This is a genomic window from Arthrobacter sp. SDR-2R (assembly GCF_057747955.1).
Genome location: NZ_CM173231.1, coordinates 2,171,275 through 2,197,123 on the forward strand (window position 1 = coordinate 2,171,275; position 25,849 = coordinate 2,197,123).

24 protein-coding genes are annotated in these 25,849 nt (G+C 68.6%); 18 read left to right on the forward strand and 6 right to left on the reverse strand.

The window, feature by feature from the left end:
• Positions 1 to 38 precede the first annotated feature (38 nt).
• The 5 genes from AC3ANU_RS10110 to AC3ANU_RS10130 all read left to right on the forward strand — a co-directional run bounded on the left by AC3ANU_RS10110 (position 39) and on the right by AC3ANU_RS10130 (position 5,418).
• Positions 39 to 833 carry an ABC transporter ATP-binding protein gene (locus AC3ANU_RS10110; RefSeq protein WP_026265634.1) on the forward strand — a complete coding sequence of 265 codons (795 nt, stop codon included), beginning with the start codon at positions 39 to 41 and terminating at the stop codon, positions 831 to 833.
• Complete coding sequence (locus AC3ANU_RS10115; protein ID WP_488315921.1) at positions 815 to 2,386, forward strand: transporter; 1,572 nt, start codon at positions 815 to 817, stop codon at positions 2,384 to 2,386. The genes AC3ANU_RS10110 and AC3ANU_RS10115 overlap by 19 nt, the downstream gene beginning before the upstream one ends.
• 21 nt (positions 2,387 to 2,407) lie before the next feature.
• Positions 2,408 to 3,187, forward strand: a complete 780-nt coding sequence (gene nagB / locus AC3ANU_RS10120) for a glucosamine-6-phosphate deaminase (RefSeq protein ID WP_488315922.1) — start codon at positions 2,408 to 2,410, stop codon at positions 3,185 to 3,187.
• A gap of 108 nt (positions 3,188 to 3,295) precedes the next feature.
• On the forward strand, positions 3,296 to 3,637 hold the full coding sequence (locus AC3ANU_RS10125) for a DUF3039 domain-containing protein (protein WP_026265633.1): 342 nt from the start codon (positions 3,296 to 3,298) through the stop codon (positions 3,635 to 3,637).
• Positions 3,637 to 5,418 (forward strand): DEAD/DEAH box helicase, encoded by a 1,782-nt coding sequence (locus AC3ANU_RS10130; protein WP_018768383.1) that lies wholly within the window; start codon positions 3,637 to 3,639, stop codon positions 5,416 to 5,418. The genes AC3ANU_RS10125 and AC3ANU_RS10130 overlap by 1 nt, the downstream gene beginning before the upstream one ends.
• An 18-nt stretch (positions 5,419 to 5,436) precedes the next feature.
• Here AC3ANU_RS10130 and AC3ANU_RS10135 read toward each other — a convergent pair whose 3' ends face one another.
• Together AC3ANU_RS10135 and AC3ANU_RS10140 are read right to left on the reverse strand one after the other, a co-directional pair.
• A complete protein-coding gene (locus AC3ANU_RS10135) occupies positions 5,437 to 6,069 on the reverse strand; it encodes an isochorismatase family protein (RefSeq protein ID WP_018768382.1) in 633 nt (210 codons plus the stop codon).
• A 9-nt stretch (positions 6,070 to 6,078) separates the two neighbouring features.
• Complete coding sequence (locus AC3ANU_RS10140; protein ID WP_018768381.1) at positions 6,079 to 7,407, reverse strand: nicotinate phosphoribosyltransferase; 1,329 nt, start codon at positions 7,405 to 7,407, stop codon at positions 6,079 to 6,081.
• A gap of 332 nt (positions 7,408 to 7,739) precedes the next feature.
• Here AC3ANU_RS10140 and clpS point away from each other — a divergent pair, with 332 nt between their 5' ends.
• The 6 genes from clpS (at position 7,740) to rdgB (ending at position 12,067) form a co-directional block, all read left to right on the forward strand.
• Positions 7,740 to 8,123: an ATP-dependent Clp protease adapter ClpS gene (gene clpS, locus AC3ANU_RS10145; RefSeq protein WP_018768380.1), complete on the forward strand. Its 384-nt coding sequence runs from the start codon at positions 7,740 to 7,742 to the stop codon at positions 8,121 to 8,123.
• Complete coding sequence (locus AC3ANU_RS10150; RefSeq protein ID WP_056387968.1) at positions 8,116 to 8,682, forward strand: DUF2017 domain-containing protein; 567 nt, start codon at positions 8,116 to 8,118, stop codon at positions 8,680 to 8,682. Before clpS ends, AC3ANU_RS10150 begins: the two co-directional genes overlap by 8 nt.
• A 123-nt stretch (positions 8,683 to 8,805) precedes the next feature.
• On the forward strand, positions 8,806 to 9,819 hold the full coding sequence (gene murI / locus AC3ANU_RS10155) for a glutamate racemase (RefSeq protein ID WP_018768378.1): 1,014 nt from the start codon (positions 8,806 to 8,808) through the stop codon (positions 9,817 to 9,819).
• Positions 9,816 to 10,613 (forward strand): MBL fold metallo-hydrolase, encoded by a 798-nt coding sequence (locus AC3ANU_RS10160; RefSeq protein WP_018768377.1) that lies wholly within the window; start codon positions 9,816 to 9,818, stop codon positions 10,611 to 10,613. The genes murI and AC3ANU_RS10160 overlap by 4 nt, the downstream gene beginning before the upstream one ends.
• 51 nt (positions 10,614 to 10,664) lie before the next feature.
• Positions 10,665 to 11,423, forward strand: a complete 759-nt coding sequence (gene rph / locus AC3ANU_RS10165) for a ribonuclease PH (protein ID WP_026265632.1) — start codon at positions 10,665 to 10,667, stop codon at positions 11,421 to 11,423.
• Positions 11,420 to 12,067: an RdgB/HAM1 family non-canonical purine NTP pyrophosphatase gene (gene rdgB, locus AC3ANU_RS10170; RefSeq protein WP_018768375.1), complete on the forward strand. Its 648-nt coding sequence runs from the start codon at positions 11,420 to 11,422 to the stop codon at positions 12,065 to 12,067. The genes rph and rdgB overlap by 4 nt, the downstream gene beginning before the upstream one ends.
• Positions 12,068 to 12,197: 130 nt before the next feature.
• On the opposite strand, the gene AC3ANU_RS10175 is transcribed toward rdgB, so the two are convergent.
• Complete coding sequence (locus AC3ANU_RS10175; protein ID WP_043424767.1) at positions 12,198 to 12,992, reverse strand: DedA family protein; 795 nt, start codon at positions 12,990 to 12,992, stop codon at positions 12,198 to 12,200.
• 68 nt (positions 12,993 to 13,060) lie between these two features.
• On the opposite strand from AC3ANU_RS10175, the gene AC3ANU_RS10180 reads away from it, so the two are divergent.
• Both AC3ANU_RS10180 and AC3ANU_RS10185 read left to right on the forward strand, forming a co-directional pair.
• Positions 13,061 to 14,116, forward strand: coding sequence for a 3'-5' exonuclease (locus tag AC3ANU_RS10180; protein ID WP_056387966.1), 1,056 nt, complete (start codon positions 13,061 to 13,063; stop codon positions 14,114 to 14,116).
• A gap of 83 nt (positions 14,117 to 14,199) precedes the next feature.
• Entirely contained in the window at positions 14,200 to 14,679 is a 480-nt protein-coding gene (locus tag AC3ANU_RS10185; RefSeq protein WP_223991988.1) for a DUF4395 domain-containing protein, read from the forward strand.
• Here the strand turns inward: AC3ANU_RS10185 and AC3ANU_RS10190 are convergent.
• Complete coding sequence (locus AC3ANU_RS10190; RefSeq protein WP_488315923.1) at positions 14,660 to 15,745, reverse strand: ADP-ribosylglycohydrolase family protein; 1,086 nt, start codon at positions 15,743 to 15,745, stop codon at positions 14,660 to 14,662. The two genes, AC3ANU_RS10185 and AC3ANU_RS10190, sit on opposite strands and share 20 nt — an antisense overlap.
• Before the next feature lie 215 nt (positions 15,746 to 15,960).
• Between AC3ANU_RS10190 and AC3ANU_RS10195 the strand changes: the two genes are divergently transcribed.
• The 4 genes from AC3ANU_RS10195 (at position 15,961) to AC3ANU_RS10210 (ending at position 22,689) form a co-directional block, all read left to right on the forward strand.
• Complete coding sequence (locus AC3ANU_RS10195; RefSeq protein WP_488315924.1) at positions 15,961 to 16,905, forward strand: aquaporin; 945 nt, start codon at positions 15,961 to 15,963, stop codon at positions 16,903 to 16,905.
• A 57-nt stretch (positions 16,906 to 16,962) separates the two neighbouring features.
• The gene (locus AC3ANU_RS10200; RefSeq protein ID WP_488315925.1) at positions 16,963 to 18,141 is read left to right on the forward strand and encodes an exonuclease SbcCD subunit D; all 1,179 of its coding nucleotides are present in this window, start codon (positions 16,963 to 16,965) and stop codon (positions 18,139 to 18,141) included.
• Positions 18,138 to 21,266, forward strand: coding sequence for an AAA family ATPase (locus tag AC3ANU_RS10205; protein ID WP_488315926.1), 3,129 nt, complete (start codon positions 18,138 to 18,140; stop codon positions 21,264 to 21,266). Before AC3ANU_RS10200 ends, AC3ANU_RS10205 begins: the two co-directional genes overlap by 4 nt.
• Before the next feature lie 166 nt (positions 21,267 to 21,432).
• Positions 21,433 to 22,689: an MFS transporter gene (locus AC3ANU_RS10210; protein WP_488315965.1), complete on the forward strand. Its 1,257-nt coding sequence runs from the start codon at positions 21,433 to 21,435 to the stop codon at positions 22,687 to 22,689.
• A gap of 35 nt (positions 22,690 to 22,724) precedes the next feature.
• Here AC3ANU_RS10210 and AC3ANU_RS10215 read toward each other — a convergent pair whose 3' ends face one another.
• A complete protein-coding gene (locus AC3ANU_RS10215) occupies positions 22,725 to 23,456 on the reverse strand; it encodes an IclR family transcriptional regulator (RefSeq protein ID WP_488315927.1) in 732 nt (243 codons plus the stop codon).
• A 250-nt stretch (positions 23,457 to 23,706) separates the two neighbouring features.
• On the opposite strand from AC3ANU_RS10215, the gene AC3ANU_RS10220 reads away from it, so the two are divergent.
• Positions 23,707 to 25,041 (forward strand): MFS transporter, encoded by a 1,335-nt coding sequence (locus AC3ANU_RS10220; protein ID WP_018768365.1) that lies wholly within the window; start codon positions 23,707 to 23,709, stop codon positions 25,039 to 25,041.
• A gap of 78 nt (positions 25,042 to 25,119) precedes the next feature.
• On the opposite strand, the gene AC3ANU_RS10225 is transcribed toward AC3ANU_RS10220, so the two are convergent.
• The gene (locus AC3ANU_RS10225) at positions 25,120 to 25,767 is read right to left on the reverse strand and encodes a phosphoribosyltransferase (protein ID WP_488315928.1); all 648 of its coding nucleotides are present in this window, start codon (positions 25,765 to 25,767) and stop codon (positions 25,120 to 25,122) included.
• Positions 25,768 to 25,849 lie beyond the last annotated feature (82 nt).

A 25,849-nucleotide genomic window follows, 5' to 3' on the forward strand; every position in this document is an offset into this window, starting at 1 on the left:
CACCCCCGAAGCCCCGGTCCGCGGACTAGGCTGGCAGCATGACTGCTCCGATACCGTCCCCGGCGCCGAATACGGGGCCCGTGGCGGCCCTGTCCATCCGCGGGCTGGCCAAAAGGTTCGGCGGGAAGATCGCGGTGGACGGCATCAGCCTGGAGGTCCCGGCGGGTTCGTTTTTCGGGATCGTGGGGCCCAACGGTGCGGGCAAGACCACCACGCTGTCCATGGCCACCGGCCTCCTGCGTCCCGATTTCGGCACGGCGGTGGTGCACGGGGTGGATGTGTGGCGGCACCCGCTGGAAGCCAAGCGGCTGATGGGGATCCTGCCCGACGGCGTCCGGCTCTTCGACCGGCTCACCGGGGAGCAGCTGATCACGTACGCCGGGCTGCTGCGCGGCATGGACAAAGCCGTGGTGGCCGCCCGGGTAGGGGAACTGCTGGCGGCAATGGACCTGGCCCAGGACGCCGGGACGCTGGTGGTGGACTATTCCGCCGGCATGACAAAGAAGATCGCCCTGGCCTCGGCCTTGATCCACGCCCCGAGGCTGCTGGTCCTGGACGAGCCCTTCGAAGCCGTTGACCCGGTGTCGGCGGCGAACATCCGGTCCATCCTGGACCGGTACGTCGCCTCCGGTGGAACGGTCATCGTCTCCAGCCATGTGATGGACCTGGTCCAGCGCATGTGCGACCACGTCGCGGTGGTGGCCCGGGGCAGGCTGCTGGCCGCAGGAACCGTGGACGAGGTGCGGGCCGGCGCCTCGCTGGAGGACCGTTTCGTGCAGTTGGTCGGAGGCCACAGCCACACGGAAGGGCTGGAATGGTTGCGCACCTTCTGAGGCTCAAGCTCACGCTGCTGCGCAACGGACTGCGCCGCAGCCCCTGGCAGCTGGTGGGCATGGCCATTGCGGGGCTCTACGCGCTGGGGGTCGTGGCAACACTGATCATCGCCCTTGTCCTCCTGCGCAACGCCGGCCCCGCCGCCGCGCACACCACAATCGTCCTTGGCGGCTCCGCCGCCGTGCTTGGCTGGGGCATCATTCCGGTGGTGGCATCCGCCACGGACATGACGCTCGATCCGGCGCGCTTCACCACCTTTGCCATCCCCATGAAGCAGATGCTCACCGGCCTCGCCCTTGGCGGACTGATCGGCATCCCGGGGTTGGCCACCACGCTCGTGGCCCTGTCCACGGTGGTGACCTGGTCCCGCGGCGTGCTCCCCGCGCTCGCCGCCCTCCTTGGCGCATGCCTGGGTGTCATGACCTGCGTGGTGCTGGCCAAGGTGGTCACCACCGCCACGGCAAGCCTGGCTGCCTCGCGGCGCTTCAAGGACATCAGCGCCATCGCCTTCATGGTGCCCCTGGTCCTGCTGGGCCCCATCGTGGCAGGGGTTGGCCGTGGCATCTCCGCTTCCACCGGATTCCTGCCCGGGTTCGCCGGGACGTTGTCCTGGACGCCGCTCGGGGCACCGTGGTCCCTCGGTGGCGACATCGCATCAGGCCGGCCCGGGCAGGCGGCGGTGAAACTGCTGGTTTCGGTGGCGGTCCTCGGCGTCCTGGCCTGGTGCTGGAAGCTGCTGCTCGAGCGGGCGCTGGTCACCCCGCCGTACGCCGGTGCCGGGAAGCGCAAGGGCGGCCGGCTGGGCCTGTTCGGCGTGCTGCCGGCCACCCCGGCGGGCGCGGTGATGGCCAGGTCGCTCACCTACTGGATCCGGGACCCGCGGTATTCGGGATCGTTGGTGGTGATCCCGCTGCTCCCGGTGGTGCTGGGTGTCCAGGGGGCCCAGACCGGCAGCTATGGCAGCCTTGCCTTCCTTGCCCCGGTGTCGGCCTTCATCCTGGCCTGGTCCATCTCCGCGGACGTCTCGTACGACAACACGGCGTTTGCGCTGCACCTGGCCACCGGGGTCCGCGGGGTGGCTGACCGGCTGGGCCGGGCCCTGGCCTGCATGACCTTCGCCCTGCCCGTGGTGCTGGTGTTCTCGGTGGGCTACGCGGCATTCACCCGCAACTGGGCCGCGCTGCCCGGCCAGCTGGGGTTCAGCCTGGGGATCCTCTTCACCGGCCTGGGGCTGTCCTCTGTGGTGTCGGCCCGCTACACGGTGACCGTGCCGCTTCCGGGCGACAGTCCGTTCAAGAAGCCACCGGGCAACGTGGGCCAAACCCTTGCCGTTCAGTTCGTTGGAATGCTGGTCCTGATGGTCCTGGTCCTGCCCGAGGCAGCGCTGCTGGTGGCACAGGCTGTCACCGGCAACGTCCTGTTCGGTTGGCTCACCCTCGCCGTGGGGACCGTTTTGGGCATGGTCCTTTTCCTGGCCGGTGTGCGGCTGGGCGGCAAGTGGCTCGAGGCGCGGGGGCCGGAGCTCCTGGCGCAGGTTACCGTCAACCGCTGACAGTTCCCGGAAAGGAACAACATGGAAATCGTGATCCTTGGCGGCAGCCGGCAGATCGCCAAACTCGCGGCGGACGCCATAGAGAAACTGATCAGGCGCAAGCCCGGCGCAGTCCTTGGCCTGGCCACGGGGTCCTCTCCCTTGCCTGTCTATGACGAACTGGCGGCCCGGCATGGACAGGGCCTGGACTTCAGCCGCGCCTCCGGCTTTGCCCTGGATGAATACGTGGGCCTGCCCGCCGGCCACCCCGAGTCCTACCGCGAGGTGGTCCGGCGGGAATTCACCAGCCGCGTGAACATTGCGCCCGGGAACGTCCACGGCCCCGATGGAACTGCATCCGACATCCCCGCCGCCTGCGACGCTTACGAGCAAGCCATCACCGCGGCGGGCGGCGTGGACCTGCAGCTGCTGGGCGTGGGCACCGACGGACATATCGGTTTTAACGAACCGGGCTCCTCCTTTGCCTCCCGGACCAGGATCAAGAGCCTGATCGAACAGACCCGCCGCGACAACGCCAGGTTCTTCAACAGCCTTGCGGAGGTACCGCACCATGTCATCACCCAGGGACTGGGCACCATCATGGAGGCCAAACATGTGATCCTGGTGGCCACGGGGGCGCAAAAGGCCCGGGCCGTCCGCGACTTCGTGGAGGGACCCGTGGCTGCCATTTGCCCCGCATCCGTCCTGCAGTTCCATCCACACGCCACCGTCCTGCTGGACGAGGCCGCCGCTTCCGGCCTCAGACTGGCAGATTTCTACCGCCACACCTATGAAAACAAGCCTGCGTGGCAGGGACTCTAGCCGCGTTACGCGCGCTGCCGCCGGCGATGAAAAGGTACGACGGCGGCCGGTGCGGGGCCCCCGCGCGGGCGTGCCGCCGTCGAACGCCGGGCCGGGGGAGCGGCTAAGATGGATGCCATGACTAGCATGACGGACCCTCTCGACAACGACCCGATGCGCGAGCTTTCCGGGGCTGGATCGTCCACGGCCACCATTGAGCGCGAGGAACTGCGCCAGGAAGTGGAACCCGGGGACCGGGAGCGCTTTTCGCACTATGTGCGGAAGGAAAAGATCATGGAGTCCGCGCTGACCGGGGAGCCCGTCATCGCCCTGTGCGGCAAGGTCTGGACGCCGGGACGGGATCCGCAGAAGTTCCCGGTCTGCCCCATGTGCAAGGAGGTCTACGAGGGCCTCCGGCCGGGCAATGACGGCGGCAAGGGTCCCGGAGGGGACTCGGGCAGCAACAAGTAGTGACGGAGACGCTCTTTGGCGGTCCCACCCTGCCTCCGGCGTATCCGGAACGCGCAGCCTGGGGAACCGCCCCGAAACTCCGTGCCTGGCAGCAGGAAGCCCTTGACCTTTACCTGAAGAACAGTCCCCGCGATTTTCTCGCGGTGGCAACCCCGGGCGCCGGTAAAACCACCTTCGCGCTGCGCATCGCCTCCACGCTCATCGATTCCGGCGCCGTTAACCGGGTGACCATCGTTGCGCCCACGGACCACCTGAAGCGCCAGTGGGCGGATGCTGCCGCCAAGGTGGGGATCGCCATCGACCCCAACTTCAAGAACTCCGACGGCCAGCACGGCCGCGGCTTCATCGGCGTCGCCGTCACCTATGCCCAGGTGGCCAGCAAGCCGCTGCTGCACCGGGCCAAGACTGAAGCTGCCCGGACCCTGGTGATCCTGGACGAGATCCACCACGGCGGCGAAGCCCTGTCCTGGGGCGACGGCCTGCGCGAGGCATTCGATCCCGCCGTGCGCCGCCTGTCGCTGACCGGTACGCCGTTCCGCTCCGACACCTCGCCCATCCCGTTCGTGGAGTACGCCGAGGACCGGGACGGGATCCGGCGCTCCAAGGCCGACTACACCTACGGCTACGGCAACGCGCTCCGGGACCACGTGGTCCGGCCCGTGATGTTCATGGCCTACTCCGGCCAGATGCGCTGGCGCACCAGCGCGGGCGAGGAAATGGCGGCGTCCCTCGGCGAGGCAGCGGTGACCAAGGACATCACCAGCCACGCCTGGCGGACCGCGCTCAATCCCGCGGGGGAGTGGATCCCAGCGGTCCTGGCCGGCGCGGACAAAAGGCTCAGCGAAGTCCGGCGCACCGTCCCGGACGCCGGCGGCCTGGTCATCGCCACCGACCACGAGGACGCCCGGGCCTACGCCGGCCAGCTGAAGAAGATCACCGGCGAGTCGCCCACCGTCATCCTGTCCGACGACGCCAAGGCCTCCAGCAAGATCGAGGAATTCTCCGCCGGCGAAAAGCGCTGGATGGTGGCCGTGCGCATGGTCTCCGAAGGCGTTGACGTGCCCCGGCTGTCGGTCGGCGTATACGCCACCTCGACGTCCACGCCGCTGTTCTTCGCCCAAGCCGTGGGGCGCTTCGTGCGTGCCCGCAAGAGGGGCGAAACGGCGTCGGTCTTCCTGCCGTCCGTTCCCCAGCTGATGGCACTGGCCAACTCCATGGAGATGGAGCGCGACCACGCCCTGGACCGCCCCGAAAAAGAGGACGGCGACGGGCTTTTCAACCCCGAAGACTCACTGATGGAGGAGGCCAACCGGGAAGAAAAGGCCTCCGACAGCCTCACCAAGGGCAAGTTCGAGGCACTGGACTCGCAGGCCTCCTTTGACCGGGTCCTGTTCGACGGCGGCGAGTTCGGCACCGGCGGCGAGGTAGGGTCCGACGACGAACTGGACTTCCTGGGGATCCCCGGCCTGCTGGACGCCGAGCAGGTGGGAACGCTGCTGCGCCAGCGCCAGCACGAGCAGCTGAACCGGAAGAACCGGAAGGCACCGGCCGCCGCCGAAAGCCAGGCCCCGGCCGTTCCCGACCACCGGATGCTGATGGACCTGCGCAACGAACTGGCCAAGAACGTGGCCGCCTGGGCTGCCCGGACCGGGACGCCCCACGGCGTGGTGCACACTAAACTCCGCACGGTTTGCGGCGGCCCTCCCGTGGCGCAGGCCAACGAGGAGCAGCTGAAGTCGCGGCTGCGCAAGCTCCAGGACTGGTTCGTGGGCCGCAAGTAGCGGCCGCACTCCCAGGAATCAGGCGATGTCCGCCCCGCCGAGTTCCATTTCCGCAACGGCGTCTTCCAGGTCCTCGGCGATGCCGGCGGTCAGCGACCGCAGCACCGTGACACCGTAGCCGGCCTGGACGGCGTCAAGCGCGGTGGCCTTCACACAGTAGTCGGTGGCAATGCCAACCACCACCACGTCCTCCACGTCGTGGCTCTGCAGCCAGTCATCGAGGCCGATGGCGTCCTCATCGGGCTCCAGGGCCTCCCTGGCGGCGGGCAGGCCGCCGGCGTTCCGTTCCCCGGTGGGAACGGCATCCTCCGGGGCCAGCAGTCCTTCGAAACCTGAGTAGGCGGCGGCGAACTGCCCCTTCCGGAAGTAGGCATCGATGTACTCGGTGTCCAGGTCCGGATGAAGGTCCGCTCCGCGGGTGCCCGCGACGCAGTGCGGCGGCCAGCTCTCCTTGAAGTCGGGTGTGTCCGAGAAGTGGCTGCCGGGGTCCACGTGCCAGTCCTGGGTGGCAACCACATAGTCGTATTCGCTGTTGTGGGCGTCCAGGTACTCGCTGATGGCGCCTGCCACGGCCGCGCCGCCGGGAACGGGGAGCGATCCGCCCTCGCAGAAATCGTTCTGCACGTCCACGATGATCAAAGCGCGGGACATTGGTGCTCCTTAGTTTTCCTCGTAGAGAGTGGGGATGGCGGCCTCGCCGCGCTGCAGGCGGTTGACCACGGACGGCAGCTCGGCCATGGAGTCGGCGTGGCGCTGCCGGGCCCGCAGCACGCCCTCGTGTCCGGTCCAGCCCGGGATTACCTCGCCGTTCTTCATGAACTGCTGCAGCAGCGGACGGTCGTTGCCGTCGTCCTCCGGCCGGTGGCCCACGCCCACCACCTCTGCGGTGGCGGTGCCACGTTCGTCCAGCTTGCGCAGCGCGTACTTGCGCCCGCCCACGCTTGCCTTGTTCTTGGCCGCCTTGGCCACGGACACGAAGTTGCCGTCGTCGTCGGTGCGGCTGACCAGTTTGTAGACCATGCTGGCGGTGGGCGCGCCGGAGCCGGTCACCAGCGACGTTCCCACGCCGTAGGAGTCCACGGGCGCCGACTGCAGGGCAGCGATGGCGTACTCGTCCAGGTCGGACGTCACCACGATCTTGGTGTGGTCGTTGCCGAGGTCGTCCAGCAGCCGCCGGACCCACTGCGCCTGGGCCACCAGGTCGCCGGAGTCCAGGCGGACGGCGCCCAGGCGGGGCCCTGCCAGGTCAACGGCCGTGCGGACGGCCTTTTCGACGTCGTACGTATCCACCAGCAGGGACGTCCCCTCGCCCAGCGAGGCAATCTGGGCCTCGAAGGCCTCCCGTTCGGTGTCGTGCAGCAGCGTGAACGAGTGCGCGGCGGTGCCCACGGTCTTCACGCCGTAGCGGATGCCGGCCTCAAGGTTGGAGGTACTGTCAAAGCCGGCAATGATGGCCGCCCGGGCTGACGCCGTGGCGGCCTCCTCATGGGTGCGCCGCGAACCCATCTCGATGCAGGGCCTGCCACCGGCGGCGCTGACCATCCGGGAAGCCGCTGAAGCGATGGCGGTGTCGTGGTTCAGGACGGACAGCAGGTAGGTCTCCAGCATGCAGGCTTCGGCGAAGGAGGCCTCGACGATCAGGATGGGGGAGTTGGGGAAGTACGCGTCGCCCTCGGCGTAGCCCCAGATGTCGCCCGAAAATTTATAGTTGGCCAGGTACTCCAGCGTCTCCCGGTTCACTACGCGGGTACGCTCCAGGAACTCCAGTTCAGCGTCGCCGAAACGGAACTGCGCAATGCCCTCCAGCAGGCGTCCGGTCCCGGCGACAATGCCGTAGCGCCGGCCGTCGGGCAGCCGCCGCGCGAACGCCTCGAACACCGACCTGCGGTGCGCAGCCCCTGAATGCAGCGACGCCTGCAGCATGGTCAGCTCATAATGGTCGGTGTAAAAGGACGTGCGGGGATGGTCCCAGCCGGCTGAGGTGCTCACGAAAGTCACTCTAGTCCCCACCGGCTCCCGCGTCTCGCTTCGCTTCGCCGCGGGGCCCTCGCCGGTGTGGGCCCACCCACCGGCTCCCGCGTCTCGCTTCGCTTCGCCGCGGGGCCCTCGCCGGTGTGGGCCCACCCACCGGCTCCCGCGTCTCGCTTCGCTTCGCCGCGGGGCCCTCGCCGGCGTGGGCCCACCCACCGGCTCCCGCGTCTCGCTTCGCTTCGCCGCGGGGCCCTCGCCGGCGTGGGCCCACCCACCGGCTCCCGCGTCTCGCTTCGCTTCGCCGCGGGGCCCTCGCCGGTGTGGGCCCACCCTCCCCATAGAATGGACAGATGACCATAAGCGTTGCGCCCGGCCCTGATACACAGGAGGGCATCCGGACCGGCACAGCAGAGTCCACCGACTCCCTGACCGCGCCGGACATTCCCTGGAACCTGGTGATCTGGAACGATCCCGTCAATCTCATGAGCTACGTCAGCTACGTGTTCCAAAGCTACTTTGGCTACTCGGAAACCAAAGCCAACAAGCTCATGATGGAAGTCCACCGGAAGGGCCGGTCCATCGTCGCCTCAGGCAGCAAGGAACAGGTGGAGCGCCACGCCGTGGCCATGCACGGCTTCGGGCTCTGGGCCACGGTGGAAAAGGCCAGCGGCGGCCCGGGCGGCAAATCAGGCAAGTCCGGCGGTCCGGGCCAGGGTAAGGGAAAACGTGGCTAAGGCATTCAAATACGGGCTCAAGGGCATCACCGGCTACCTGGAACCGGCTGAACGGGACCTGCTGCGCAGCCTGATCGACGACGTCATTTCCATGCTCCAGCCTGAGGACCGCACCGGGCAGGACCCGCTGGCGGCACTGATCGGCCTGGACATGGAGGTGGCAGAACCCACGGACCGGGCCGTCAAGCGGCTGTTGCCCAACGTTGTCAAGGACGACGGCGACGCGTCCCTTGAGTTCCGCCAGCTCACCGAGCGTTCACTGCGGGAGACAAAGATCGGGGCCCTGCGCGCCGCGGCTTTGGACCTGGACAAGGACGAGATCGTGCTGACCCCCGAGGGGGCGCAGCACTGGTCCATGGCGCTGAACGATGTGCGCCTGGTCCTGGCCGAACGGCTGGACATCCGGGACGAGGCCGACGCCGAGCATGTGCACCGCATGCAGGACTGGTCCCAGGCCGAGGACGTGGAAAGCTATCTGGCCCTGGTCTACAACTTCACCACCTGGCTCCAGGAGTCCCTGGTCCAGGCCCTGCTGCAGTCCATGGAATCCCGCCGGTGAGCCACGGCGGCCAGGGGGAGGCCGTCCGCTGTGACGCAGCAGACATGAGTCGCGGGACACAAGATGATGGCTGACGCTTCCGGGAACACCTATCCTCGAATAATCATGACTACAGCCCCGAGCATGGAACCACCGGCGGAAACACAGCCCACGGACGCCGACAGCGGGTTCCCCGCCGTCGCCCCGGAAACCCGTCCCATCGGCGTCTTCGATTCCGGTGTCGGCGGCCTCACCGTGGCCCGCTCCATCATTGACCAGCTTCCCAACGAGTCGATCCTCTACGTGGGGGACACCGCGCACGGGCCGTACGGGCCGCTCCCCATCGCGGAGGTGCGGGCCAACGCCCTGGGCGTGATGGACGAACTCGTGGACTCCGGCGTCAAGCTGCTGACCATCGCCTGCAACTCGGCGTCGGCCGCTGTCCTCCGGGACGCCCGGGAGCGGTACACCGCCAAGTACGGCATCCCGGTCATCGAAGTCATCCAGCCCGCGGTGCGGCGCGCCGTTGCCGCCACCCGCAGCGGAAGGGTGGGCGTGATCGGCACGTCGGCCACCGTGGGCTCGCGCGCGTATGAGGACACCTTCGCCGCGGCGCCCGACCTGGACATCACCTCTGTCGCCTGCCCGGAGTTCGTCAGCTACGTGGAGGCCGGGATCACCACCGGCCCGGCCCTGCTCGCCGTCGCGGAAGAGTACCTTGCCCCGTTGAAGGCGGCCGGGGTGGACACCGTGGTCCTGGGCTGCACCCACTACCCGCTGCTGACGGGCGTGATTTCCTACGTCATGGGCGCGGATGTCACCCTGGTCTCCAGCGCCGAGGAAACGGCCAAGGACGTGTACCGCGCCCTTGCCACGCACAACCTGCAGCGCACGTCCCCCACCCCGCCCGAGCACCACTTCGTGGCCACCGGCGACGCCGGGCAGTTCGAGGCGCTGGCCCGGCGGTTCCTGGGCCCCGAGGTGCTGTCCGTCCGCCACGTGGACCATGTGGCCGCCCAGTACCCTACGGGCAGCCTGGCGCGGATCACCCCTGAGATGATCGCCGCCGCGCAGGGCGCGCGCGAACGCCCCAGGATCTCCAACTTCGTGGGCGGCGGACTGGCCGACGCACGCCGCTCCGGAGGACCCGCCCTGTGAAGCTGACCATCGTGGGATGCACGGGCTCGTTCCCCGGGCCCGGCTCGCCGGCGTCGTGCTACCTCCTGACCGCCACCGACGGTGAGCGGTCGTGGAAGGTGGTGATGGACCTTGGCAGCGGCGCGTTGGGGGCCATCCAGCGCTACACGGACCTGGAGGACATCGACGCGATCTTCCTCACCCACCTGCACCCGGACCACTGCATGGACCTGTGCGGGCTGCACGTTGCCATCCGCTGGAAGCCCGGCGGGTGGGGGCGCGGCCGCATTCCCGTGTGGGGCCCCGCCGCCACGGCGGACAGGATGGCCACGGCCTATGGGCTTGACCTGGACCCCGGCATGCATGAGGAGTTCGACTTCACCAACTGGACCGAACGCGAATCCGTGACCGTGGGCCCCTTCACCGTGACGCCCTTCGCGGTCAACCACCCCATTGAGGAGGCCTACGCCCTCCGGGTGGAGGTGGTGGAGCCCGGCAAGGACGGCACGTCGGTGTCCCGGGTCCTGACCTATTCCGGCGACACGGACTCCTGTGCGGGGCTTGAGGAAGCCGCCAAGGACGCGGACCTGTTCCTGTGCGAGGCAGCCTTCGAAGAGGGCCGTGACGCCGGCATCAAGGATGTCCACTTGACCGGCAAGCGGGCGGGGGAGGCTGCAGCGGCGGCCGGTGCCCGGCGGCTCCTGCTGACCCACATCCCGGTATGGACGTCCCAGACCACGGTCATGGCCGAAGCGCGCCCGGTGTTCCCCGGGGACGTGGCCGTTGCCGTAGCGGGCGTGCACTACACCATCTAGCCGCGCCGGCGCCCCGACAAGCCATGCACCGGCACTCGATAAGCTAGGGGCATGACATCTGAAGCAACTGCAGTGCCCATTGTGCGCGCCGACGGCCGTGCCCCGGACCAGCTCCGGCCCATCAGCATCACCCGCGGATGGTCCAACCAGGCTGAGGGATCGGCACTGATCGAGTTCGGCAACACCAGGGTCCTGTGCACGGCGTCGCTGACCCCAGGCGTCCCGCGCTGGCTTAAGGGCGAGGGCCGCGGCTGGGTCACGGCGGAATACGCCATGCTCCCGCGCGCCACCAACACCAGGTCCGACCGCGAATCCGTCAAAGGAAAGATCGGCGGCCGCACCCACGAGATTTCGCGCCTGATCGGGCGCTCGCTGCGCTCCATCATCGACACCAAGGCCCTGGGCGAGAACACGATCGTGCTGGACTGCGACGTCCTGCAGGCCGACGGCGGCACGCGCACGGCGGCCATCACCGGTGCCTATGTGGCACTGGCGGACTCCATCCGGTTCGCCCGCGACAACCAGCTCATCGGCAGGAACGCCCAGCCCATCATCGACACCATCGCGGCGGTGTCCGTGGGCATCATCGACGGGGTTCCCATGCTGGACCTGCCCTATGTCGAGGATGTCCGCGCTGAAACCGACATGAACGTGGTGGTGACCGGCTCCGGCAAGTTCGTGGAGGTGCAGGGCACGGCCGAGGGCGCTCCCTTCGACCGGGCGGAACTGGACCAGCTCCTTGACCTGGCCCTGCTGGGAACCGCCCAGCTCGCTGCCATCCAGCGCGAGACCCTGGCGGAATCCCTGTGAGCAGCCCGGCTCCCCGGCTGGTGCTCGCCACGCACAACAAGGGCAAGCTCCGCGAACTCCGTGAGCTGCTGCGCGGGCAGGTGCCAGGGCTCGACGTCGACACCCAGGTGGTGGACGCGGCGGCGGCGGGTGCGCCGGACGTTGCCGAAACCGGCGTGACGTTCGCCGAAAATTCGCTGCTGAAGGCCCGCGCCGTCGCCGGCGCCACCGGCCTGGTGGCCATCGCCGACGACTCCGGGCTGGCCGTGGACGTCATGGGCGGGGCTCCGGGCATCTTCTCCGCCCGCTGGGCAGGACGCCACGGCGACGACGCCGCCAACCTGGAACTGCTGCTGAACCAGCTCTCCGACGTCCCGGACGAACACCGTGGCGCCGCATTCGTGTGCGCCGCCGCGCTGGCCGTGCCCGCTGACGGAGGCGGACCCGGGCGCGAAGTGGTGGAGTACGGGCAGCTTGAGGGGATCCTGCTGCGCGAACCCCGGGGTAGCGGCGGGTTCGGCTACGACCCCGTCCTGCAGCCGGCAGGCGAGGACCGCAGCTGTGCCGAACTGTCCGCCGAGGAAAAGAACGCCATCAGCCACCGCGGCAAGGCCTTCCGGGCCCTGCTGCCGTCCATTGTGGCGGCCCTGGAGGCGGCCCGCTAGGGAACCTGCCTGCCCGCAGGCCAGCCAACTTCAAAACGGCCAGCCAACAAAAGAAGGTGCGCATCCCGGCGGGATGCGCACCTTCTTTTGCAGCCTGGCCGGCTTTTGCAGTCTGGCCGGGGGAAGGCTGCTACTCCGGCCGGCCGCGGTGGCTGTTGCGGGGAGTCTTCCGCTCCTCGTCCGGTTCGTGTTCCTCGATGAACTCGTCCACCGCGTCCGTGCCGTAGGCCTGTGCCTGGCGCTTGGCGGACAGGCCGCGCAGGACCTCGATGCCGATGGGAATCACCGAGACCAGCACAATGGCGATGAAGATGATGTCCAGGTTGTCCCGGACCCACGGAACTTTGTCGCCCAGCAGGTAACCGAGCAGCGTCACACCGCCGCCCCACAGTGCCGCTCCGATGACGTTGTAGAGGAAGAATTTCCTCCTGCTCATTTGCGCCACGCCGACGATCACAGGAACAAAGGTCCGGATGATGGGGACGAAGCGGGCCAGGATCAGTGCTTTGCCGCCGTGCTTTTCAAAGAAGGCGTGCGCATTTTCGACATTCTCGCGCTTGAAGAGCTTGGAGTTTGGCTTGTTGAAGATGGCGGGACCGGCCTTTGAACCGATGAGGTAGCCGGTCTGGTTGCCGATGATGGCCGAGACTACGATCAGGAGGGCCAAAAGCCAGATGTTGAACTTGATGGTGTCCGTGGCCACCAGCAGGCCGGCGGTGAACAGCATGGAGTCTCCGGGGAGGAAGAACCCCACCAGCAGCCCGGTTTCGGCGAAGACGATGCCGCACACCAGCAGGACCACCCAGGGGGCGAGCGCGGGATCGGCCAGGAAGACCTGGGGGTTCAGCCAATCGGGCAGGAAGGAAGCCATTCTTGGCTGGACCGGTCCCGCACCCACCAGCATGGACACAGCGAGGTCATTCATCACAGGAAAGTTCACCTCTCAAGGGTACTTGACCGGTCTGGGAGGCCTGCGGCGGTAAGGTAGGGGCCGTGGGTTTGGACTTTACGGCGATCGACTTCGAAACGGCCAACGGCTTCCGCGGCTCCCCGTGCTCTGTGGGACTGACGAAGGTAAGGGGCGGGGAAATCGTCGCAGAGGCCTCCTGGCTGATGCGCCCCCCGGCCGGTTATGACCACTTTGACCATCACAACGTCCGGATCCACGGCATCACGGCTGCGGATGTTGCCGGAAGGCCCCGTTTTGGGGAGTTGTTCCCGGAGATTGGCGCGTTCATCGGCGACGACGTGCTTGCAGCCCACAATGCGGCCTTTGACCTGGGCGTGATCCGCTCGGCGCTGGAGGTATCGGGCCTGCCCGGTCCCGCCTACGACTACGTCTGCACCGTCATGCTGTCCCGGCGCTGCTACTCGCTCGTCTCCAACTCGCTTCCCTTCGCCGCCGAGGAAGCGGGCGTACCGCTGGTCAACCACCACGACGCCGCCGAGGACGCCCGCGCCTGTGCCGGGATCCTCGTCGACATCGCCGCGCGCAACGGTGCCAACAGCATCGCCGAACTCTTCCTCTCCCTGGGGCTGGCCATGCCGCACCAGCAGGCCTTCGATCCCGCCTCGGGCGACCTGTCGAAGCCAAGCGTGGCGGCCATGGCTGCTGCGTCCGGCAACGGTGCCGCACTGGTGCGCCGGTTCCAGTCCGGCTGGCCCGAGGAAGGGCTGAACCCGGAACCCAACCTGGACGCCGAGCCAGGCCATCCGTTGTACGCGCAGACGGTGGTATTCACCGGGCAGCTCTCCATTGCCCGTCCGGAAGCGAAGCTGCGCTCGGCCAGGTGCGGTGCCCGGACGGAAAGCCGGGTCACCGGCCGTACCACCGTGCTGGTGGTGGGGGATGGCTTCGTTGCCTCAGACCTGCGCTCCGGCAGGCTCACCGGCAAGGCGCGCCGCGTCCTGGAGCTCCATGAGCGGGGACAAGCCATCGAAGTGCTGTCCGAGGGTGAGTTCCTCCAGATGGTGGGCAACGGGGACGCCCTGCACGCCGACCCCGGGGAAACCTGGGACGGCGCCCGCGCGACTGCCGTCAGCGCCTGACGCGGCCGGCACTCAAAGTCGCGCCCGCTTCATGCGGCGCAACACAGCTTGGCAGCCCTGCCACAGGCTCCTAGCCTTGCCATATGGCGTCCCTGTTCGCTTTTCCCAATCCCGTCAACGAGTACGCCGCCCGTGTCACGGCAGCGCTCGTGGTGCTGCTCGCCGTCGTCACCGCCTTGGCGGGCTCCGGGTGGGGGCTGCTGGCCATCTCCATCGGGTTCTGGCTGCGTCTGCTCTTCGGCCCGCGGATTTCACCCCTGGCGCTGCTCTCAGTCAAGGTCATCACTCCGCGGCTGGGAAAGGTAAGACTTGTGCCGGGGCCGCCCAAGCGCTTTGCCCAGGGGATAGGTGCCGCCGTATCCACCTCGGCGCTGCTCCTGTTCGCCGCAGGTGCAGCAGCCGCAGCCTGGACCCTCCTGGGGATCCTGGTGGTGGCAGCCTCCCTGGAGGCCTTCGCCGGGTTCTGCCTGGGGTGCGCCATCTTCGGGTTCCTGCAGCGCCGCGGGCTGGTCCCCGAGGACGTCTGCGAGGCCTGCAACAACATCAGCCTTCGCCGGTTGTGACCTTCACCAACTGATTGGCCATGCCGCGGACCACCCCGGGCGCTTCCAGGGCCCCGAGCCACTGCGCCGGCAGGCAGTCTTCCCCATAGAAGGCGCCCAGGATGTTCCCTGCCAGCGAGCCCGTGGTACTGCTGGGGCCGTCATGGTTCACGGCCAGAACAACAGCGTCCCGGAAATGCCGGCCGGGCCCGGCGTCCGCGTCGTCAGCGGGCAACGTGGCCAGGACTGCATACAGTGCGACGGCGAGTGCCTCCTCCGCCATCCGGCCCCCGCCAAGCACGTGGACCAGTTCCTCCGGGTCAACGATTGCCTTGTCGGCGAGACGAAGGGCGGCCTCAAGCCTCTCCGGGAGCTCCGGCGCCACGTCCGGGAGGGTGGCCGCGTGCGCGGCCACCGCGGCAGCGGCGTCCCGCAGCGCCTCGCCGGACACGAGCTTATGGATCAGGAGACTGAAGATTCCGGCGCTCTGGCGGGCGGAAGGGTGCCCGTGCGTGAGGGAGGCGGCGTCGGAACTGAGCTTGTAGACGGCGTCGGGCGCAATATGTGGAATCAGCCCGAACGGCGCCGAACGCATCACCGTGCCGGCGCCTTTGGCCTCGGGGTTGACGGGGCGGACCGACGTGCCCATCTCGCCGGAGGCCAGCCCGGTGATGCAGTCCTGCTCCGGATGCCGGCGCTGCCGCAGCACCTCGTTGCCGTCGATCCAGCGGGGCTGGGGTGCGGGCGCTGAAGCCCCGGCGTCTTCGCCCTGGTTGGCCAGCCAGCGCAGGTACGCCAGCCAGAGGCAGGCGTTCACATCCGCACCCACCCCGTCGTTGGCCCACTCCAATGCCTCCACCAGCCCGTCCACGGTATACAGGGTCAGCTGCGTGTCGTCGGAAAAAGGCCAGGAACCGGACAGAGCGTCAAACCCGGTCAGGCCCCGGGCTCCGAAGCGCCGGCGGATGGCGCCGATGGAATCAGCCTCCACCGCATAGCCCAGTGCATCCCCCAGCGCCCCGCCCAGCAGCGCACCATGGATCCGGGACTTGAGGGTGGGCACAGGGGTTCCGCGGTCGATGCTCATGAAGTAAATTTACCGTCCGAAAACCGGTCCCGCCGCCTGGTCCCATCCGTCCCGCCGGCCATTGCGCACGGCTGGTGTCCAGCAAACGCACAGCCTGGGCTGGAATACTGCACGGGTTGCCCGGCGCCGCCCTGCAAGCTGGTGGAAGCCCCGGAACCGGCAGCAGTTGCCGCTTGCAACGCAAAGCCCAGGCCCCAAGAAGCGAAGGTCACATCATGAGCACCCCTGTCCCCGCCCGCGACGCACTGCAGCCCGGCGCGGCCACCGCGCCCAGCGCTCTGATGCCCCGCCTGGTGGCCGAGGCCTTCGGCAGCCTCTTCCTGGCCGTGGCCGGGCTGGGCGTGCCGCTGTTCAGCATTCCGCAGTCCAGCCCGGTGCCGGCGGCCCTTGCCGCCGGCCTGGCCATCACGGCGGCAATGCTCGCCTTCGGACACATCTCCGGCGGCCATTTCAATCCCGCCGTTACCCTGGGTCACCTCCTGGCGGGACGGATCCGTGCCGGCGCCGCCGCCGCATACGCCGCCGCCCAGGTGGTGGGAGCCCTGGTGGGCGCCCTTGCCCTGTTCGGCATCCTCCGCACCCTTCCCAGCATCCCTGACAGCCGTACTGCCTTCGACACCGTGACCGCGGGCTTCGGCGAGCATTCCATCATTCAGGCCCCGCTCGCCGCCGTCGTGCTCCTGGAACTGCTGGGGGCCGCGATCATCGTGGCTGTCTTCCTTGCCGCCGGCCGCTCCGGCGGCAGCCGCAGCGCGGCGCCGGTTGCCGTCGGCCTGTCCTTCGCGGCCCTGCTGCAGGTGGGCCAGTCGGTGGGGAACCTGCCGTACAACCCCGCCCGCGCCGTCGCCTCCGCCGTCTTCAGTTCCGGCTGGGCCTTGGAGCAGCTGTGGGTCTTCCTGGTCGCGCCGCTGGCCGGCGCTGCCATCGCGGGGCTGGCGTTCCGCATTACCGGAGTGGCTGAGTCCGCTGCATCCGTTGAGGACGGCGCGGACCTCCATGACGACGAGGGCGCCGCCGAGGCCGACGACGACGCCGGGGAGGCCGACGACGACGCCATGGACAGTGCCGGCACGGACAGGGCTGTGCCCGCAGCGGCCGCCCGGCAGGACGCAGGCGGCGTCAACGAGGCGCAGGAGTTTTTCGAAGGAAAACGGTCCTGACCGCCGCTGGCCGCGGCGTTTTCCTTGAGTGTCAGTGGTTGCCGATAGCTTAGGGATATGCGGTTACTTCACACCTCGGACTGGCATCTGGGCCGTTCCTTCCACGGCGTCGGCATGCTGGACGCCCAGCGCGCCTTCGTTGACCAGCTGGTGGCAGCGGTCCAGCGGGACAGCGTGGACGTTGTCCTGATCGCCGGCGACGTCTATGACCGGGCGCTGCCGGGCGTGGACGTGGTCCACCTGCTTGATGACGCACTGGTCCGCCTGACTGCCACGGGTGCAAAAGTGGTGCTTACCAGCGGGAACCACGACTCCGCCATCCGCCTGGGTTTTGCCTCCCGCCTGCTGGAACGCGGGGGAGTGCACCTGCGCACCAGGGTGGAGGACCTCGCCCACCCGCTCCTGCTGCCGCTGGGCGCGGATGCTGCCGGAAAGGACGCCGTCCTCGCGCTGTACGGCATCCCATGGCTTGAGCCCAGGCTTGTCGCCGAACAGCTGGGGGCGGAAACGCCAAGCCATTTCGAGGTAACCCGGGCGGCCACCGCCCTGATCCGGGAGGACATCGCCCGGCGGGCGGCTACCGCCACCGTCCACTCCGTAATCCTGGCCCACACCTTCGCCAGCGGCGGCATCAGTTCGGACAGCGAACGGGACCTCAGCATCGGCGGAGTGGGCGCGGTGCCGCTGGACCTCTTCGACGGCTTCAGCTACACCGCCCTGGGCCACCTGCACGGGCGTCAACAGCTGTCCGGCTCCGTCAGGTATTCCGGGTCGCCGCTGGCCTATTCCTTCTCCGAGGCCGCCCACCGGAAGGGTGCCTGGCTGGTGGACATCGGTCCGGCGGGAGTCACATCCGTGGCGGAGGTCCTGTGGGAGGCCCCGCGGTCCCTCGCCGTACTGCGCGGAACCCTGGAAGATCTCCTGGCGGACCCGGGCCACGCCTGGGCTGAGACCGCCTACTGCCAGATCACCCTGACGGATGCCCAGCGTCCCGCCCGTGCCATGGAACGGCTCCGCGCCAGGTTCCCGGACACCCTGGTCCTGTCCTTCGATCCGCAGGGCGGGGCTGCCGCCCCCCAGGCCAGCTACAGCAGCAGGCTCGCGGGCGCACCGGATGACCTCGCCCTGTGCTGCGGTTTCCTGGAGCATGTGCGGGGACGGACTGCAGACCCGGCGGAGAAGAACGCGCTCGCCGCCGCGCTGGAAAACGTCAGGCTGCTGGAGGCGTCACGGTGAGGATCCACCATCTGCGCATCTCCGGGTTCGGCCCTTTCGCCGGAACCGAGGACATCGACTTTGACCGCCTCAGCGCCCATGGCCTGTTCCTGCTGAACGGGCCCACCGGTGCCGGCAAGACCAGCGTGCTGGATGCCATCTGCTTTGCCCTGTACGGATCTGTCCCCGGTGCCCGGCAGGACGGCAAGCGGCTGCGCAGCGACCACGCGGAACCCGGTCAGGAACCTTCCGTGACCTGCGAGTTCTCCTCGCAGGGCCGCCGCTTCGAAGTGACCCGCTCGCCGGCGTGGGACAAGCCCAGCGCGCGGGGCAAGAATGGCTTCACGGTCCAGCAGGCAAAAACGCTGCTCCGCGAACGGATCGACGGGGCGTGGGTGGAAAAGTCCGCGCGCAACGACGAAGCAGGCGCGGAGATCATGGCGCTGCTGGGCATGGACCGTGAGCAGTTCACCCGGGTGGTCATGCTGCCGCAGGGTGATTTCGCTGCCTTCCTCCGCTCCAAGGCCGCCGACCGCCTGGACCTGCTGCAAAAGCTCTTCGGCACCCAGCGCTTCGAGGCCCTGGAACAGGAACTCTCGCGTCAGGCTGCCGCCGCCCGGGAGGACGTCGCCGCCCTGTCCGGCCAACTCGGCCTCCTTGCCTCGCGTGCCGAAACCGAGGCCGCTCCGCTCCAGCTTCCTGATGCCGGAGCTCCGCCGGCGGACGACGTCCCCGGCCGCCTTGACTGGCTGCAGGCTTCCGTTGCCGGCCGGCTGGCGGAACTCACGGAGCACGCCGCAGCCGCGGCGGCGCTCAGCCAGGACCGCCGAAGTGAGGTGGACAGCGAAGCCGCGCGGCATGAGCGGCACCGGAAACTCCAGGCGGCCACCGCCCGGCGGAAGTCCGTGGAGGACGGGGCTGCGCATCGCGATGAGCTCTCCTCCCGTCTGGCCCGGCACCGCCAGGCCGAGGTCCTCCAGGGGCAGCTGCAGGCCGTGGACGCTGCGGCAGCCAAGGTCCACAACGCGGAAGCCGCTGCAGAATCTGCCCTGACGTTGCTGCGGATGGCTGCCACGGACGACGGCGAACTGGCCCGGCTGGGCCTGGAAACCCTGGGCTCCAAAACACTGGGCTCCAAATCACCGGGCTCCAAATCACCAGGCTCCGAAACACAGGGTTTGGAACCATTCGCCGCCGGAGGCAGCGTCCCCGGGGCAGCGGACGAACTGGGCCGGCTGCGTTCGCTGCTGGCCGTCGTCGAGGCCCGGCTGCCGGACGAGGACAGGCTCCAGGACCTGCGGAAGCGGCACCGGAGCCTGGCCGGCCGGCAGGAAGAGCTCCGGCTCACCGTGGAGACGCTGGGGAATCGCGCAGCCCATTTGCAGGACGATCGGGCGGTACTGGCCGACGGTATGGACCAGCTGGAAGCGCGCTCCATCGAGGCGGCACTCCGCCGTAAGGAAGCCGCTGCGGCCGCGGAGCTGCTGGACATCGTCCGGCGGCACGGGCGGGCTGCCCAGCGGAGGGACCTGGCCAGGATCCGCCATGACGATTCGCGGGAGGACCTCCTGGAGGCAAAACGCCATTGGCTGGACCTGCGGGAGGTCAGGCTCGCCAACGCCGCATCCGAGCTGGCAGCCAAGCTGGTTGCCGGCGAGCCCTGTCCCGTCTGCGGAAGCGGGCAGCATCCACGCCCCGCGGATGGCGGCACTACCGGCCCGGGCCTGGCCCAGGATGAAGAGGAAGCCCACCGCTTATACGAGGCCGCAGAGGCAGCCCATGCCCTGGTTGCCGCTGACCTTGCAGAAGCGGAGCAGGCCGTGGCAGTCCTCGCGGGCCAGGGCGGGACCACCCCTGTTGAAGAGGCACGCGCCGGTGCCGAGGCCGCCCTCGCTGCCGCCGCGGACGCCGAGCAGGCCGCAGAGGAGCTGCAGGACAGGCGGCAACGGCTGGAAGCGCTGGATGCCGGCCTGGGGCAGGCGCGTGCCGCGCTGTCCGAAACAGAGGCAGAGCTGTCCCGGACTGCCGTGTCCCTTGCCGAGGCGGCCGAACAGGCTGCAGCACTGGACAAGGCGCTCGCCGCCCTGCGCGGCCCCCACCCCAGCTTGACCCGCCGGCTGCGGGCACTCGAGGACGCCGCAGCTGTCCTGGACAAGGCCGTCGAGGCGCAGACGCGGCTGGACGCGGCGCGGCTGCAGTCCGCCGAGGCGCAGGAGCAGTTGGAACTGGCCCTGCCGGGTGCGGGTTTCGCCACGGCAGACGACGTCCGCAGCCAGCTCCTTGGCGCCGCCGAAGCGGCAGCCCTGGAAGCCGCCGGCCGTGCAGCCCAGGACGAAGCCGCGCGCGTTGCCGGATTGTTCGAATCCGAGGAAATTGTGCTGGCCCTGGCAGAAGCCGCGGACGGCTTCCGGGCAGACGAGGAGCGGCTGGCAGCGCTTCGCCTGGAGGCGGCCACTGCCCAGAATGACGCGCGGGAAGCCGATCTTGCCGCCGGTCTCGCCTCGCGTTGCCTGGAATCCCTGAAAACGATCGCCGCCGACTACCAGGAGCTGGTCCGCGCATCCCGGGAACCGGCGGAGCGGGCACAGATGCTTGCCGGGCTGGCTGACGCCGCAGCCGGCCGGGGTGAGAACACGTACCGGATGAGCCTGAACAGCTACGTCCTGGCGGCGAGGCTGGAGCAGGTGGCCCTCGCCGCGTCCGAACGCCTGGTGGCCATGAGTGATGGCCGCTACCTGCTCCAGCACACCGACGCCAAGGCAGCGCGTGGCGCAAAATCAGGGCTGGGACTTGAAGTGGTGGACCAGTGGACGGGCTTCCGGCGGGACACCTCCACCCTGTCCGGAGGCGAGTCCTTCATGGCGTCGCTCTCGCTGGCACTCGGGCTGGCGGACGTCGTCCAGCAGGAGGCCGGAGGGGTGGAAATCGAGACCCTGTTCGTGGATGAGGGCTTCGGAAGCCTGGACGAACAGTCCTTGGAACAGGTCATGGATGCCATTGAGGGGCTCCGCGACGGCGGCAGGGTGGTGGGACTGGTCAGCCATGTTGCCGAGATGAAACAGCGCATCGGGACCCAGTTGCAAGTGATCAAGAGCCGGAACGGCTCCACGCTGCGGATCTCCGAGACTGTGGACGCCCTCGCCTGACCCGGCCGATATACTGGAGCGCGTTACCGGGTTGCGCGCATCGGGAGGAGGGACGATGCGCACCTATTGAACGAGCCCGGAATTGACACCACAAACTACTCCTTCAACCACCCCCGACACTCCTGCCCGCACCGCCGCAGAGCAGGAAACCTCCAGCCCGGACTCCATGGAACGGGCAGCGAGGGGGCGTTTTTCCCGGCTGCCGCAGCTCGCCGGCAGAAGCTTCATTCCCTTGGGACTTTTTGCGCGGCTTCCCCTGGCCATGCTGGCTATGGGCACGCTGACCCTGGTCACCTCGGTCACGGGTTCCTTCGCCGCCGGCGGGGCCGCGGCCGGCGCGGTGGGGATCGGCTCCGCGCTCGGAGCTCCGGTGCTTGGAGCCCTGGCGGACAGGCGGGGACAACGGCCCGTCCTGCTCCTGTCCGCTCTGCTCAACACCCTGGCGGTGCTGGCCTTGGTCTTCATCGCCAACACCACATCCGAGGCGGGGGATTTCCCGCCCGCCGTCCTGGTGGCCGCCTTCGCCGCCGGCGCCACCTGCCCCCAGGTGGGACCCCTGGCCCGGGTCAGGTGGATGGCGCTGACAGCCAGTGCCGCAGGTCCGTCGGCGCCGTCCGGTGGCGCTGCCCGTGAGCTGGACACCGCGCTCTCCTACGAGAGCACGGCCGATGAACTGACGTTTGTCCTGGGGCCGGCCCTGGTGGGAATCCTGGCCAGCCTCGTGGCGCCCTGGCTTCCCCTGGCGCTGGCAGCGGCCATGACCATCACCCTTGTCCCTGCCTTCGCGGTGCACCCTACCCATGGCGCCGTACCTGCCACCGGTCGTCCCGTCCGCAGGAAGGGCACGGGCAGGGCACAACCCGTGAAGCTGCCATGGGTCGTTGCCTTGCCGGTTCTGGCCATGGTCTGCATGGGGACCTTTTTCGGTTCCACCCAGGCCGCCCTCAGCGCCTTCTCTGCGGGGCTCGCAGGCACGGAAATTGCGGGCCTGCTGTACGCCGTGATGGGCCTAAGCTCTGCAGTGGCGGCATTCTCGGTTGCCTACTGGCCGCGGCGCGCCGGCCTGGCACTGCGCTGGGTGCTGTGCGCAGCCCTGATGGCGGGGCTGGCGGTCCTGCTGCTGGTGCCGGCATCGCTGCCCATGATGGCGGCGGTCCTGCTGGTCCTTGGACTCCCGGTGGGTCCGGTCATGGTCACGGTCTTCGCCGTGGGCGGACAGGTGGCTCCCGCCGGCCGGCTTGGCACGGTCATGACCGCCCTGGCCAGCGGTATTGTCGCCGGAACGGCCATCGGGTCCTCGATTGGGGGACAGCTGGCCCAACTCCACGGCCCGGCGGCGGCGTTCCTTGTCCCGGTCTGCGCGGCGGCAGCGCTGGCGCTGCTTGGGGCCGGGGCCGCCGTCGTGCTCCGCCGGAGGACCTGACAGGGCCTCGATGCCAGCCTGCCGCCCTCCCGCCGTTACGCCAGTTGGCCCTCGATCCTGGCGGCGCTTGCGGCGATGGCCGCCCCCACCGTTTCCGGATCATGGGCGGAACGGATGTAGACGACGGCGAGGGCGGCCGGGCGCCCGCCGGGCACCCGGACAGGGGCTGCCAGCGAGGAAACCCCGGCAATGACCTCGTCATGGCTGGCTGAGTAACCCCTCCTCCGCGCTTCCGACGCCTCCGGACGGTAGGGGATACCCGTATCCAAGCGGTCCCACTCGGCTTCGGACAGGGCCGACTGGATGGCGATACCCGGCGCGCCTGCGTTGATGGGGTGGCGCGTACCAGGGTGCTGGGCCACGGTGGCGCCCGAATGCCGCGGCTCAACCGTGACGAGCGTGATGCAGTCATGGTGGTCCCACACCGCAACGAACGCCGTCATATCCAGCGAGTTCGCCAACTGGGTGAGCTCGGGAAGGGCGGCGCTCTGCAGGTTGCGCGATACTCCCCGGGCCAGGACTGCCAGGCCGGGGCCGGGCTGGACCCGTCCGGCATCGTCACGCACCAGGAGGGAATGGTCTTCCAGGGTACGCAGGATCCGGTAGGCCACCGAACGGTGGACACCCATGGCGTCGGCCAGTTCGGCGATGGTCATCGGGCCCGGGGCAGCTGCCAGGATCTCAAGGGCGCGGATGCCGCGCGAAAGGGTCTGGGACGGCGAAGCCTGCGGCTCCGCCGTCCGGGCTGCGGCTGCTGGAGGTGTCATGAAATCCATCCTAGGGGCGAACGCGCGGCCTGCCGTGACTCTTGTCTCATCCGGGCGCACCGGGTATTGTCCTCTATACGAACTTGTAGTTCGAATATAGAACTCAATGTCGGGCATATCCCCTTGAAAAAATCCGCACACCGTGTTCCGCATCACAATTCCGTAGTACCCTACTAACTAACTGACCGTTCTGTCGGTAATTCTGAAGGCGTCCGGGTGGCACCGCTGCCCAATAAACAATGGAGTTTCAATGACCACACCTTCCAAGGTGGATACCCCCGCCGGTCCCAGCAGCCGGCGGGAGGAACGCAAGGTCCTCGCCGGCACCCTCGTCGGCACCACCATCGAGTGGTACGACTTCTTCATCTTTGCCCAGCTGACCGCAACGCTGCTGTCGCCGCTGTTCCTGGCACCGCTGAACGAGTCCAACCCGGGACTGGCGCAGATCCTCTCGTTTGCCCTCATCGGCATCAGCTTCCTGTTCCGCCCGCTCGGCGCTGTTGTCGCCGGACACCTGGGCGACCGCCTGGGGCGTAAGGCGATGCTGGTCTTCACCCTGGTCATGATGGGCGCCGCGACGGCCCTGATCGGCATGCTCCCCACGTATGCGCAGATCGGCGCCTGGGCTCCCATCCTGCTGATCCTGCTGCGCGTCATCCAGGGCTTCTCGGCCGGCGGGGAATGGGGCGGCGCCGCCCTGATGGCTGTTGAGCACGCACCCATCAGCCGCCGCGGCCTGTTCGGAGCCTACCCGCAGATCGGCGTACCCGTAGGCATGATCCTGGCCACCGGCCTGCTCTACTTCCTCAACACCGGCATGTCCAAGGAAGACTTCGCGGCATGGGGCTGGCGCGTGCCGTTCCTGCTCTCCATCGTCCTGATCGTGGTGGGCTACCTGATCCGCCGCGCAGTCGCCGAGAGCCCCGTCTTCCAGGAGATGGCCCTGCGGAAGAAGGAAAGCAAAGCGCCGCTGGGCGAGCTGATCCGGAACCACAAACTGCCCGTCCTGTACTCCACCCTGATCTTCATCGGCAACAACGCCGCCGGGTACCTGCTGATCGCGTTCTTCATCTCCTACGCGACCAAGACCCTGAAGATGCCCACCCCGCAGATCCTCCTGGCCACCACGCTGGCGTCCTTTGGCTGGCTGATCTTCACCCTGGTGGGCGGCTGGCTGTCGGACCGGATCGGCCGCGTGAAGACCTTCCTCACCGGCTACGCCATCGTCTTTGCCTGGATGATCCCCATGTTCGCCCTCATCGACACCAAGAACATCCTGCTCTACGGCGTCGCCCTGTTCGTCCTGACCATCGGCCTGGGCCTGTCCTACGGTCCCATGTCGGCCATGTATGCAGAGATGTTCCCCGCCAACGTCAGGTACTCCGGCATCTCCATCGGCTACGCCTTCGGCGCCATCCTGGGCGGCGCCTTCGCGGCCACCATTGCCGAGTCACTGCTGCAGGCCACCAAGTGGACCGGTTCGATCGGCATCTACATCATGGTCCTCTGCGTCATTTCGGCCGTCGGCGTGGTGCTGGCCAAGGAAACCAAGGGCCGCCCGCTGGGCGTCAGCAACCACCACTGATCCCCATCGCCCCCGGACGACGTGGGCAGGACTGCAGGCCCGGACCGCAAGGTCCGGGCCTCTGTGCTTCCGGGCGGCCTAGTGCGCCAGCAGCCTGACCGCGTCGTCGTCGCTCAACTGCCCAAAGTGCCGGTAATAGCTTCCAACAGCCCGGAATCTTCCCGGCAGGTGCAGGCACACCACGGCTTCGCACACACGCTCAAGCGAGGCTTCGGCGTCGATCGATCCCACGGGAGCTGCCGCCACCACGGCAGCCGCGCCGCCCTCCCGCATGGCTTCGACGGCGGCACGCATCGTGGCGCCCGTGGCCAGGCCGTCATCCACCAGGAGGACGGTCCTGTCCGCCACGTCGACGCCGGTTCCCGGATACAGCTCCACCCGACGGAGCAGTTCGTCCCGTTCGCGCCTCTCAACGTCATCCAGCCATTCCTGCTGCACGCCGTGGTCAAGGACGCGTTCCAGCAACGGCTTGTTGATCAACCGGACCGTGCGCCCTTGCGCCCAGGCCAGCGCCCCAAAGGCGGTTTCCTCGTGACCCGGAATGCCCAGCTTCCGCACCAGGACGGTGCCCAGGGGCAGGCCGAGGGCAGCCGCTGCAGCCGCGGCGACAGGAATACCGCCGCGCGCCAGGCCCAGGACCACGGTGTCCGGCTGTTCCCGGAACTGTCCAAGCGCAGCGGCCAGGCGGTGGCCGGCGTCAGTGCGGTCTTCGAAACGCGTACCCATCTGTCCCTCCCGGCAACTGCGGCCTGCCTGCCCCCAGCGTACTGCTGGATGCCCTGGCGGTTTCAGCCCGGGGCCAGGCTTT

Bases quoted from the DNA above. Each gene is read 5' to 3' on its own strand.
- AC3ANU_RS10110 (WP_026265634.1), top strand. From the start codon at position 39: ATGACTGCTCCGATACCGTCCCCGGCGCCGAATACGGGGCCCGTGGCG.
- AC3ANU_RS10115 (WP_488315921.1), top strand. From the start codon at position 815: ATGGTTGCGCACCTTCTGAGGCTCAAGCTCACGCTGCTGCGCAACGGA.
- nagB (WP_488315922.1), top strand. From the start codon at position 2,408: ATGGAAATCGTGATCCTTGGCGGCAGCCGGCAGATCGCCAAACTCGCG.
- AC3ANU_RS10125 (WP_026265633.1), top strand. From the start codon at position 3,296: ATGGATGCCATGACTAGCATGACGGACCCTCTCGACAACGACCCGATG.
- AC3ANU_RS10135 (WP_018768382.1), bottom strand. From the start codon at position 6,069: ATGTCCCGCGCTTTGATCATCGTGGACGTGCAGAACGATTTCTGCGAG.
- clpS (WP_018768380.1), top strand. From the start codon at position 7,740: ATGACCATAAGCGTTGCGCCCGGCCCTGATACACAGGAGGGCATCCGG.
- murI (WP_018768378.1), top strand. From the start codon at position 8,806: ATGGAACCACCGGCGGAAACACAGCCCACGGACGCCGACAGCGGGTTC.
- rph (WP_026265632.1), top strand. From the start codon at position 10,665: ATGACATCTGAAGCAACTGCAGTGCCCATTGTGCGCGCCGACGGCCGT.
- AC3ANU_RS10175 (WP_043424767.1), bottom strand. From the start codon at position 12,992: ATGAATGACCTCGCTGTGTCCATGCTGGTGGGTGCGGGACCGGTCCAG.
- AC3ANU_RS10185 (WP_223991988.1), top strand. From the start codon at position 14,200: ATGGCGTCCCTGTTCGCTTTTCCCAATCCCGTCAACGAGTACGCCGCC.
- AC3ANU_RS10190 (WP_488315923.1), bottom strand. From the start codon at position 15,745: ATGAGCATCGACCGCGGAACCCCTGTGCCCACCCTCAAGTCCCGGATC.
- AC3ANU_RS10195 (WP_488315924.1), top strand. From the start codon at position 15,961: ATGAGCACCCCTGTCCCCGCCCGCGACGCACTGCAGCCCGGCGCGGCC.
- AC3ANU_RS10200 (WP_488315925.1), top strand. From the start codon at position 16,963: ATGCGGTTACTTCACACCTCGGACTGGCATCTGGGCCGTTCCTTCCAC.
- AC3ANU_RS10210 (WP_488315965.1), top strand. From the start codon at position 21,433: ATGGAACGGGCAGCGAGGGGGCGTTTTTCCCGGCTGCCGCAGCTCGCC.
- AC3ANU_RS10215 (WP_488315927.1), bottom strand. From the start codon at position 23,456: ATGACACCTCCAGCAGCCGCAGCCCGGACGGCGGAGCCGCAGGCTTCG.
- AC3ANU_RS10220 (WP_018768365.1), top strand. From the start codon at position 23,707: ATGACCACACCTTCCAAGGTGGATACCCCCGCCGGTCCCAGCAGCCGG.
- AC3ANU_RS10225 (WP_488315928.1), bottom strand. From the start codon at position 25,767: ATGGGTACGCGTTTCGAAGACCGCACTGACGCCGGCCACCGCCTGGCC.